Raw genomic sequence first — 9,675 nt, 5'->3', positions numbered from 1 at the left:
GCCGGTGACAGGGCCGCGACCGCCCACGGGTCGAGCGCCGCCACGTCCCCGCCGGAGCCCGCGACGACGGCGCCGAACGGGAAGCCGGACGGGAAGCGCACGCAGGCCGTCTGAACGGCCCGTGCCGTCGCGGGCGGTGACCGCGTGCTCGATCCGCTTCACTCCGGGTGTCCGTCTGGCACACTGTGGGACCCGTGAGGGGAGTGGGTCATGCTTCTGGGTGATGAACGCGCGCGGGTGTGCGAGTACGCGCGGCGGATGGTGACCGACGGTCTTGTGGTGGGCACCTCCGGCAACGTGTCACTGCGTTCCGGTGACCGGGTCGCGGTGACCCCGACCGGGGTGGATTACGCCACGCTGCGCCCCGAGGACATCCCCGTGGTGGCACTCGACGGGTCCGCTGTGGAGGGCTCGCTCGGCCCGACGAGCGAACTCCCCATGCACCTCACGGTGTACCGGGAGGCCGTCGATCCGGACGACGCGCCGATCACGGCGGTCGTCCACACCCATTCCGTCCACGCGACGGCGGTGTCCACGGTGACGGACGAGGTTCCTCCGGTGCATTACATCCTCGCCACGCTGGGACCGAGCGTGCGAGTGGCTCCGTACGCCACCTACGGCACCACCGAGCTGGCCGAGTCGATGCTCACCGCACTCGAGGGACGGCGCGGCTGTCTGTTGGGCAACCATGGCACCCTCACCTACGGCGCCGACCTGCCGTCCGCCTACCACCGGGCGCAGCAGCTCGAATGGGCGTGCCAACTGTGGCTGCTCGCGCGGTCGGCGGGCACTCCGCGGCTACTGCCCCGCGCCGAGATCGAGCACGTCGTGGAGCGCCTGCGTTCCTACGGGCAGCGCTGAGGGATCACCCGATCGAAGCTTTTTGTCCCCGTATGCCCGGGTGATGACCACCCTCCGATCACGATCGACCTGCCGAACCGGCGGTGGCGGTGCACCATCGACGGGTGGACTCGGACTCGATGGAGAAGACCTCGTCGGTCGTCGACTTCGACGTGTACGGCCTCGACGACGGCTTCGAGGGCGCGCGCTGGGTGGATTTCTTCGAAGGGCTGCCCGGCAGGCCGCCGTGGGCACTGTGGCTCGGGCATCGCGAGTCCGGTGGCGGCGGGGTGCGGGTGGGCACGCTGCCCCGCGTGCGGTATGAGGCGGTGATGTGCCCCAACGGCAAGGACCCCCTGGTCGAGGTCGCCTTCAGCGGTGCGTTCGGCGTCATCAACGTGACGTTGCCGAGTACCACGGTGCCCCGGCCCGAGGGATTCATCCCCGCCCTGGTCGAGTACGCGGAGAAGCAGGCCAAGGGCTACGCCGACTGGCCCGAGGTGTGGTGGACGATCGAGGGTGAACCCGCCCGCGCGCGGGTGTGGCACTTCGCGGGTGGCTGGGCGGCCTTCTCCGCCGAGCCCGCCGAGAGCTATCTCGTCGCGGTCGGGGTCGGCATGGACCCGGACGGACTCGCCTTGGCGCCGGTGCTCGACGACTCGCTCTACGACGCCGATCTCACCGCGCCGCTGGACTTCGCCGAGCTGGGCAGGCGCAAGAGCGTGCGGCCCGAGGCGTGGCTGCCGCCGCCCCGGGCGGACGGATTCCACCCCGACCAGCTCGCGTTCCTCCCGCCGGAGGCCGAGTTGTGAACGGGCGGCATTCCCACTTCCGGCGCAGGGCCCGATGGTTGGTCGCGATCGTCGCCGGGAACCCGGACGCAGCCGTCGACGCACACGAGGGAGCCGAACGTGACGACCAAGCGCAAGCGCAGGCGCGGTAGGCGCACGGGGATGGCGACGTGGTTGAAGACCTCGCACCTTCCGGCGAGGGTGACCACGGGCGCGTTCATCCTCAACTCCGGGTACAGCAAGCGAGGCGCCGACGAGGGGACGGCAGATCAGCTCCATGGCTTCGCGGCAGGCACCTATCCGCAGCTCAAAGGCGTGGACCCGCGGCAGTTCGTCCGGTTGCTCTCGGCGGGCGAGATGGTGCTGGGTACGGCGCTGTTGGTGCCGGTCATCCCCTCGGCCGTCGCGGGCGCGGGGCTGGCCGCGTTCTCCACCGGCCTGTTCGGTCTCTACCTGCGCACTCCCGGGATGCGCCGGGAGGGCAGTCTGCGCCCCACCGAGGAGGGGCTTTCGCTGGCCAAGGACGTCTGGATGCTCGGCATCGGGGCGTCCCTCGTTCTCGACGACGTGCTCGAACGCCGCCGCACCCGCCGCTGAGGCGCGCCGTGCCAGGTCGCGACAGCGAGGCCGGGGCCCTCGGCCTGTCCCGCCGAGCACGTCGACCGGGCACCGGTGCCGACGGTCGGTGTCGTCGAGGCATCGGGATCAGAACTGGTAGTACAAGAACGGGCTGAAGGTGCCCGTCGCGACGAGGATCGCCGCGTAGGCCACGCCGACCGTCATGACGCCGACGCGCAGTGCCGTCGCCCTCGGGGTGCGCGCGGATTCGAGCACCAGGCCGGTGATGCGCCGCGCCGGCAGGAAGAACACCGCCAGCGCGGCAAGCAGGATCACCAGCCGCTGATTGGTCAGCGCCGTGGACACGACGTCGGTCACGCCGCCGAGGTCGGGCACGAGCATGTGCCCGATCATGGTGAACGCCGCGCCGAGATCGGCCGAACGGAAGAACACCCAGCCGAACACGACCAGCACGGCGGTCAGCGCACGCCGGGCCGTCCGGGCTCCGGACGCGGCGGGGGCGGAGTCCACGCCGAACACGCGCTCGATCACCAGCAGCACCCCGTGGTAGGCGCCCCAGACGACGTAGGTCCACGCGGCGCCGTGCCAGAACCCGGTCAGCAGGAACACGATCCACAGGTTGCGGTAGGTCTTGCCCGCACCGTCCCGGCTGCCCCCCAGCGGAATGTAGACGTAGTCGCGGAACCAGCGCGACAGCGACATGTGCCACCGGCGCCAGAACTCCGTGATCGTCACGGACGAGTACGGGCGCGCGAAGTTCTCCGGAAGCCGGAAACCGAGCATGCGGCCGAGGCCGATGGCCATGTCGGAATAGCCCGAGAAGTCGAAGAACAGTTGCAGCGTGTAGGCCAGGGCGCCCAGCCAGGCGATCGCGAACGTCATGTCCTCGCCCGGGGTGGCAAAGCACGCGTCGACCACCGGTGCGAGCGAATCGGCGATGACCGCCTTCTTGCACAGCCCGAGCGCGAAGCGGGGAAATCCGGCCGCGATGTCGTCGAGGCGGTGCGAGCGCTGCTGCGGAAGCTGGTCGGCGATTTCGTGGTAGCGCACGATCGGGCCCGCCGCGAGCTGCGGGAACATCGAGATGTATGTGCCGAAGGCCACCGGGTTGCGCAGTGCGGCGCGTTCCCCGCGGTAGATGTCGACCACGTAGGAGATGTGGTGGAAGGTGAAGAACGAGATGCCGATCGGCAGCGCGAGCTCGGCGATCGGGAAGTCCCCGCCGAACAGCCCCGCGAACCAGGCGATCTGTTCGGTGGCGAAACCCGCGTACTTCCACACCAGCAGAATCGACAGGTCGAAGGCGACCACGCCGAGCAGCAGTCGCCTGCGGCGCCCGCGCGGGCGCGTGTCCCACGGGTCCGGCTCCAGCGCGGGGCCCGCAGCGAAGTTGATTACCATGCAGGCGAGCAGGAGCAGTGTGAACGCCCCCGCGCCGGTGGCGTAAAAAAGCAGACTGCCGACCGCGACGATGCCGTTGCGCCAGCTCCGCGGCAGCACCAGCAGCGCGATCAGCACCGCGGGCATGAAATACCACAGGAACAGTGGCGAGACGAACGACATTCCTGTGGGCCCCCCCGGTCACGTACCAGCACCGTGACCTTAACGGAGCGCCTCATCCTATGGGGTGACAACGTCCGACGAGTGGTCCTCACCATGCGTTGCCAGTGCACACCCCGCGAGCATATTGCCGTCAAGGCCTCCTTCACTGCGTTCAACGCAGGAAAGGAGGCCTTGACGACTTGTCAACGAGGTTGGCGGGCGCGCGGGTGCGAGGGGTGCGAAAAGGATCAGACGCGGCCGACGGCGCGGCGACGCCGGGCGACCTCGGACAGCAGCACCGCCCCGGCCACCGAGGCGTTGAGCGACTCCACCCCGGAGGCCATCGGGATCGAGACCGTGGTGTCGCAGGTCTCTCGCACCAGGCGGGACAGGCCCCGTCCCTCCGAACCCACGACGACCACGAGGGGATCGGTCGCCACGTCGAGCGAGTCGATGTCGACCGAGCCGTCCGCGTCGAGCCCGGCGATCATCAGCCCCTCACCTGCCCACGCCCGCAGTTGCCGGGTGAGGTTGGTGGCCAGCGCGATCGGCAGCCGGGCAGCGGCGCCCGCGCTGGTCCGCCACGCCACCGCCGTCATGCCCGCGCTGCGCCTGCGTGGCAGCAGCACGCCGTGCGCACCGAACGCCGCGGCCGATCGCACGACGGCACCGAGGTTCCTGGGGTCGGTCACGCCGTCCAGCGCGACGAGCAGGGGCGGATCACCCGAATCGCGCGCGGCGGCCAGCAACTCGTCCGGCTCGGCGTACTCGTACGGCGGCACCTGCAAGCCGAGGCCCTGGTGCACCGCTCCGCCGGTCTTGCGGTCCAGCTCCTCGCGCGGGACCTCCAGCAGCGAGATTCCCCGGTCGGCCGCGTCGCGCACGGCCTCGGTCACGCGGTCGTCGGTGTCGATGTTCAGCGCCACGTACAGGGCGGTGGCGGGCACCCCGGCGCGCAGCGCCTCGACGACCGGGTTCCGTCCCGCGATGATTTCTGGCGCGTCGGCCGACTTCTTGTGCGCGGCGCGCTGCTTCTCGGCCTTCGCGGCCGCGGCCGCGGCCTTGCGCTGCGCCGGGTGGCCGTAGCGGTTCTCGGCCTTCGGCGTGGGGCCCTTGCCCTGGAGTCCCTTCCGCCGCTGTCCACCGGAACCGACGACGGCGCCCTTCTTCGTGCCCTGCTTGCGCACCGCACCGCGGCGACGGGAGTTGCCTGCCATGGTTCTCAGTCTCTCACTGTCCATTGGGGACCGTTGGGGGTGTCCTCCACCGCGATGCCCGCCTCGGTGAGCTGGTCGCGGATGGCGTCCGCCCTGGCGAAGTCGCGGTCGGACCGCGCTCGGGTGCGCTCGGCGAGCATCGCCTCCACCAGCGTGCCGAGTGCCTCCGCCTCGGTGCCGGTGTGCTCGGCCCACCGCTGTGACAGCGGGTCGACGCCGAGGATGTCGACCATCGCGCGCACCGACTCGGCCAGCTCGAGCGCCTTCGCGGAGTCGGCCGAGTCCAGCGCCGCGTTGCCGTCGCGCACGGTGTTGTGCAGCACCGCGAACGCCTGCGGTGTGCCCAGGTCGTCGTCCAGCGCGGCGGCGAACTCGGCGGGCACCGACCCCACCCGGACCTGCCCGGCCTGGGCCGACACCCGGCGCAGGAACTGCTCGATGCGCCGGTAGCCGTGGGCCGACTCGGACAACGCCTCGTCGGAGTACTCGATGGTGGAGCGGTAGTGCGGCTGGATCAGGTAGAACCGCAGCTCGACCGGACGGCACCGCTGGAGCATCTGCGGGATCGAGACGACGTTGCCCAGCGACTTCGACATCTTCTCACCGGACAGGGTGACCCACGCGTTGTGCAGCCAGTACCGGGCGAAGCCGTCGCCCGCGGCGCGGGACTGCGCACGCTCGTTCTCGTGGTGCGGGAACACCAGGTCGACCCCGCCGCCGTGGATGTCGAACTCGGCGCCGAGGTAGGTGGTGGCCATCGCCGAGCACTCCAGGTGCCAGCCCGGACGGCCGGAACCCCACGGCGTGGGCCAGGACGGCTCGCCCGGCTTGCTGCCCTTCCACAGCGTGAAGTCGCGGGGGTCGCGCTTGCCCTCGGCCTGCGACTCGCCCTGCTGCACCTCGTCCGGGCGCTGGTTCGACAGCACGCCGTAGTCGTCGAACGAGGCGACCGAGAAGTACACGTCGCCGTCGGCGGCATAGGCGTGTCCCCGGTCGAGGAGCCGCTGGATCAGCTCGATCATCTGGGTGATGTGCCCGGTCGCGCGCGGGGCCGCGGACGGGGGCAGGCAGCCCAGCACGGTGAAGGCGTCCTCGAAGGCCCGCTCGTGGGTGGCGGCCCACTCCCACCACGGCCTGCCCGCGTCGGCGGCCTTGGTGATGATCTTGTCGTCGATGTCGGTCACGTTGCGGACCAGGAGCACGTCCAGTCCCTTGTGGACGAGCCAGCGACGCAGCACGTCGTAGTTCAGCGCGCCCCGCACGTGCCCGATGTGGGGAATGCCCTGCACCGTGGCACCACAGACGTACAGCGACGCCGTTCCGCTCCGCGCGGGTCGGAACTCGCGCACCTGCCTGGTCGCGGTGTCGAACAGTCGAAGGGCCACGTCGTCACATGGTACGGGTCAGAGTGCGCCGTGCTCGCGCAGGGCGGAGAGCAGGCCGTCCCGCCGCCGCGCCGTGGGCAGGGGTTCCACCAGGGCGAACGCGCATCCCAACGTCCGCGCACCGCCGTCGGCTTCGGCACTGTCCCCGACCATCAGCGTCTTCTCCGGGACGGCGCCGAGCCGGTCGAGCGCCGTCCGGAACACCGCGGGGTCCGGCTTGATCGCTCCGACCTCGTACGAGAGCACGAAGTCGTCGACGTAGCGGTCGAGGCCGTGCGCGGCGAAGGCGGGGCGGATGTCGAAGGCGATGTTGCTGAGCACTCCGACCGCGACCCCGGACCCGGACAGCCGTGCGAGCACGGTCTCCGCGTCCGGGTACGGCGTCCACTGGGAGGGGTCCACCAGCCTGCCGTAGAGCGCCTTGGCCTGCTCGGTGCGTGAGACCCCCGACTGGCGCAGCACCTCCAGATACACCTTGCGGTGCAGTGCGGGGTCGAGGTCGCGATGCTCCCAGGCGTGCCAGTGTTCGGCGTCGAGGTCGACCGTGAGCGTCACCGGCGCGGTCATCCGCCGCATCAGCTCGGCCCGGGCCTCCATGTCAAGGGGGTCCCCGTCGTGGTCGGTGACGTCGTCCAGCCACGCCCCGTCGTGTTCGAGCCGGAACAACGTGCCGGAGAAGTCGAACAGCACCGCCTGCGGGGTCATTCCACCTCCTGGCCGACCGGCCGCACCAACGCGGTGGCGACGGCGGCCACGCCCTCGCCCCGTCCGGTGAGCCCGAGTCCGTCGGTCGTGGTCGCGGACACGGCCACGGGCCCGCCCGCGGCGCCCAGCACCTGTTCGGCCTCCGCGCGCCGTGTCCCGATCCGGGGAGCGTTGCCGATCACCTGCACCACCGCGTTGCCCACCCGGTACCCGGCCGACTCCACCCGGCGGCGCACCTCGGCCACCAGGTCGGCGCCGTGCGCACCCGCCCAGCGGGCGTCGCCGGTGCCGAACACCGAGCCGAGATCGCCCAGTCCCGCGGCCGACAGCAGCGCGTCGCACAGCGAGTGGGCGGCCACATCCCCGTCGGAGTGACCCGAACAGCCATCCACGCCCGGCCAGTGCAGCCCGGCGAGCCAGCAGTCGCGTCCCGGTTCGACCGGGTGAACGTCGACCCCCTGGCCGACTCTCATCGTGCCTCCTCGGCTTCGAGCAGGGCGTCGATCACGGTGTGGTCGAACGCGGTACGCACCCGCATTCCCGCGGGGTGCCCGGCGACCGTGCACACGACGGCACCGCAGGTGGACAGTGGGTCGGAGAAGTCCGCGTGGCCCAGCACCGCCCCGGAGAAACCGAACGGCGCCTGGGCCTCGCGCAGGCCGTCGCGATCCCGCGTGCCCGCCACGACGCCGTCGGACCCGACGGTCTTCACGGTGTCGGTCACCGGCACGGTGGGCACCACCGCCTCCGCGCCTCCGCGCACGGCGTCGACCACCGCGCGGATCGTGCCGGGCCGGGTGAACGGCCGGGTCGCGTCGTGCACCAGCACGACGTCCGCGGCGGTGGGAGCGGCCGCGTCGAACGCGCGCCAAGCGGAGCTCGCACGGTCGGCACCGCCGGTCACGGTGTGCACCGTGGTCGGAGCGGAAAGCTCCGGTGTGATCTCGTGCCACCACGGAGCCGGGTCACCGCCGGGCGGCCACGCGAGGACGATGCGATCGACGCACCCCGCGTGGAGCAGGCCTCGCACACAGTGCGTCAGTAGTGGCGCGCCCCGCGTCCGCGTGAGCGCACCAGTGCCCGGTGTGTCCCCTGCATCGAGGGGAACTAGCGCGAAAACGTTCAGAGTCGCTAGACCACCGTGGTTTCCAGCACCTCGTCGAGCAGCACCTCGGCCTTGCCTTCGTCGGTGCCCTCGGCGAGGGCGAGCTCGCTGACCAGGATCTGCCGCGCCTTCGCCAGCATCCGCTTCTCGCCCGCGGACAGGCCACGGTCCTTCTCGCGCCGCCACAGGTCACGCACCACTTCGGCCACCTTGTTGACATCGCCCGAGGCGAGCTTTTCCAGGTTGGCCTTGTACCGCCGAGACCAGTTCGTCGGCTCGTCGGTGTGCGGGGCGCGCAGCACGTCGAAGACGCGGTTCAGGCCGTCCTGACCCACGACGTCCCGCACGCCGACCACCTCGGCGTTGTCGGCGGGGACGCGAACCGTAAGATCACCTTGCGCGACTTTGAGGACGAGGTACTGTTTCTCCTCGCCCTTGATCACGCGGGTCTCGATCGCTTCGATGAGTGCGGCACCGTGGTGCGGGTAGACGACGGTCTCTCCGACCTTGAAAACCATGTGTCCTCTGCCCCTTTCGCTGTCCCCATCCTAGCACGCGGTTTCGGGGCCGAACCAGCCACCCGGGCTCGTCCTCGCAGGTCAGTGGCCTGATCCGTCGGGTAGAGGGGGTTGACAAACGCGAGATCCGCGTACTCACGCAGGTGGCGCCGAGATGTGCCCACCGGGGTCGAAGGTCCCGTGTGGAGTTCGGTGAGCGACCGGGTGAAACCTGCGCCACACGTGTGGGGCACCGCGTGACGGTGCCGGGTGCCGCCCGGGATAGTCTGGCCGACAGGGCCGCCGCGCCGGAGAAGGGCCGCGCTCAGGGAGAAGGGACTCGGAGAAGTGAAACGTCGCATGGTGTCCTCGGCCGTGGTCGCTGCCGGTGCCGCGCTGCTCGTGGCGGGCTGTGCGGCAGGGCAGATCACCCAGACCGACACGCAGGTGGCGTCGATCAACGGGGCCCGCGCCGAGGTCGGCGATATCGCCGTCCGCAACGCGGAACTGGCCTATCCCTCCGAGTCCGGCGCCGACCTCTACCGCGCGGGCACCGATGCCGGTGCGCAGATGTGGCTGGTGAACGAGGGCCTGCGTGGCGACCGGCTCGTTTCCATTGAATCCGATGCCGCGTCACGGGTCGTGGTCGAGGGCTCCCGCCGCGTGCCCGCCGAGGGCACGCTGGTGCTCTCCCGCGCCGAGTCCGTCCCGGAGCAACAGGTCAAGACCAACGCGACGCTGACCTTCGCCGGACTGACCCGCCAGCTCCGTCCGGGTGAGCAGATCGAGGTCACGCTGACCTTCCGCGAGGCGGGCCGGGTCAGCTTCGAGATGCCCGTGACCGTGCCCGACCAGCCGAGGACCGACCCGGGCGGCTCGCACGGCGAGGGCGGCGGTCACTGACAACCGCTGAGGGCGCTCGGGGCGCAGCCCTCGTTCCGTCGAGCGCCCGCTGCGCCGAGCGCGTACCTTCTGCGCGCGCGTCCCGCCGGGTGTGCCGAGGCCGTCCCGGTC

General features: G+C 71.0%; 11 protein-coding genes. 4 read left to right on the top strand and 7 right to left on the bottom strand.

Annotated features, from left to right (window positions below):
* Positions 1–210 precede the first annotated feature (210 nt).
* The 3 genes from SACSA_RS0107550 (at position 211) to SACSA_RS0107540 (ending at position 2,228) form a co-directional block, all read left to right on the top strand.
* Complete coding sequence (locus SACSA_RS0107550) at positions 211–861, top strand: class II aldolase/adducin family protein (RefSeq protein ID WP_019814730.1); 651 nt, start codon at positions 211–213, stop codon at positions 859–861.
* A gap of 119 nt (positions 862–980) precedes the next feature.
* On the top strand, positions 981–1,652 hold the full coding sequence (locus SACSA_RS0107545; protein ID WP_157596713.1) for a hypothetical protein: 672 nt from the start codon (positions 981–983) through the stop codon (positions 1,650–1,652).
* A 141-nt stretch (positions 1,653–1,793) separates the two neighbouring features.
* Entirely contained in the window at positions 1,794–2,228 is a 435-nt protein-coding gene (locus tag SACSA_RS0107540; RefSeq protein ID WP_019814725.1) for a hypothetical protein, read from the top strand.
* Positions 2,229–2,336: 108 nt separating this feature from the next.
* Here SACSA_RS0107540 and SACSA_RS0107535 read toward each other — a convergent pair whose 3' ends face one another.
* The 7 genes from SACSA_RS0107535 to SACSA_RS0107505 all read right to left on the bottom strand — a co-directional run bounded on the left by SACSA_RS0107535 (position 2,337) and on the right by SACSA_RS0107505 (position 8,682).
* Positions 2,337–3,773, bottom strand: a complete 1,437-nt coding sequence (locus SACSA_RS0107535) for an MBOAT family O-acyltransferase (protein WP_019814723.1) — start codon at positions 3,771–3,773, stop codon at positions 2,337–2,339.
* A 227-nt stretch (positions 3,774–4,000) separates the two neighbouring features.
* Complete coding sequence (rlmB, locus tag SACSA_RS0107530; RefSeq protein WP_019814721.1) at positions 4,001–4,969, bottom strand: 23S rRNA (guanosine(2251)-2'-O)-methyltransferase RlmB; 969 nt, start codon at positions 4,967–4,969, stop codon at positions 4,001–4,003.
* 5 nt (positions 4,970–4,974) lie between these two features.
* On the bottom strand, positions 4,975–6,354 hold the full coding sequence (gene cysS, locus SACSA_RS0107525) for a cysteine--tRNA ligase (RefSeq protein WP_019814719.1): 1,380 nt from the start codon (positions 6,352–6,354) through the stop codon (positions 4,975–4,977).
* An 18-nt stretch (positions 6,355–6,372) separates the two neighbouring features.
* Positions 6,373–7,059, bottom strand: coding sequence for an HAD family hydrolase (locus SACSA_RS0107520; RefSeq protein ID WP_019814718.1), 687 nt, complete (start codon positions 7,057–7,059; stop codon positions 6,373–6,375).
* Positions 7,056–7,532 carry a 2-C-methyl-D-erythritol 2,4-cyclodiphosphate synthase gene (ispF, locus tag SACSA_RS0107515; RefSeq protein WP_019814717.1) on the bottom strand — a complete coding sequence of 159 codons (477 nt, stop codon included), beginning with the start codon at positions 7,530–7,532 and terminating at the stop codon, positions 7,056–7,058. The genes SACSA_RS0107520 and ispF overlap by 4 nt, the downstream gene beginning before the upstream one ends.
* A complete protein-coding gene (locus SACSA_RS0107510; protein ID WP_028661655.1) occupies positions 7,529–8,185 on the bottom strand; it encodes an IspD/TarI family cytidylyltransferase in 657 nt (218 codons plus the stop codon). Before SACSA_RS0107510 ends, ispF begins: the two co-directional genes overlap by 4 nt.
* Positions 8,186–8,190: 5 nt before the next feature.
* Positions 8,191–8,682, bottom strand: a complete 492-nt coding sequence (locus tag SACSA_RS0107505) for a CarD family transcriptional regulator (RefSeq protein WP_019814715.1) — start codon at positions 8,680–8,682, stop codon at positions 8,191–8,193.
* Positions 8,683–9,021: 339 nt separating this feature from the next.
* Between SACSA_RS0107505 and SACSA_RS0107500 the strand changes: the two genes are divergently transcribed.
* Positions 9,022–9,564: a copper chaperone PCu(A)C gene (locus tag SACSA_RS0107500; protein ID WP_019814714.1), complete on the top strand. Its 543-nt coding sequence runs from the start codon at positions 9,022–9,024 to the stop codon at positions 9,562–9,564.
* The last annotated feature ends 111 nt before the right edge of the window (positions 9,565–9,675 follow it).

Source organism: Saccharomonospora saliphila YIM 90502, assembly GCF_000383795.1.
Lineage (GTDB): Bacteria > Actinomycetota > Actinomycetes > Mycobacteriales > Pseudonocardiaceae > Saccharomonospora > Saccharomonospora saliphila.
Note: the sequence above shows the minus strand (reverse complement) of the source record. Positions and strands in the feature narration are given on the sequence as shown.

Excerpts from the sequence above, each read along its gene's own strand:
- SACSA_RS0107550 (WP_019814730.1), top strand. The coding sequence starts at position 211 with ATGCTTCTGGGTGATGAACGCGCGCGGGTGTGCGAGTACGCGCGGCGG.
- SACSA_RS0107545 (WP_157596713.1), top strand. The coding sequence starts at position 981 with ATGGAGAAGACCTCGTCGGTCGTCGACTTCGACGTGTACGGCCTCGAC.
- SACSA_RS0107540 (WP_019814725.1), top strand. The coding sequence starts at position 1,794 with ATGGCGACGTGGTTGAAGACCTCGCACCTTCCGGCGAGGGTGACCACG.
- SACSA_RS0107535 (WP_019814723.1), bottom strand. The coding sequence starts at position 3,773 with ATGTCGTTCGTCTCGCCACTGTTCCTGTGGTATTTCATGCCCGCGGTG.
- rlmB (WP_019814721.1), bottom strand. The coding sequence starts at position 4,969 with ATGGCAGGCAACTCCCGTCGCCGCGGTGCGGTGCGCAAGCAGGGCACG.
- SACSA_RS0107520 (WP_019814718.1), bottom strand. The coding sequence starts at position 7,059 with ATGACCCCGCAGGCGGTGCTGTTCGACTTCTCCGGCACGTTGTTCCGG.
- ispF (WP_019814717.1), bottom strand. The coding sequence starts at position 7,532 with ATGAGAGTCGGCCAGGGGGTCGACGTTCACCCGGTCGAACCGGGACGC.
- SACSA_RS0107505 (WP_019814715.1), bottom strand. The coding sequence starts at position 8,682 with ATGGTTTTCAAGGTCGGAGAGACCGTCGTCTACCCGCACCACGGTGCC.
- SACSA_RS0107500 (WP_019814714.1), top strand. The coding sequence starts at position 9,022 with ATGGTGTCCTCGGCCGTGGTCGCTGCCGGTGCCGCGCTGCTCGTGGCG.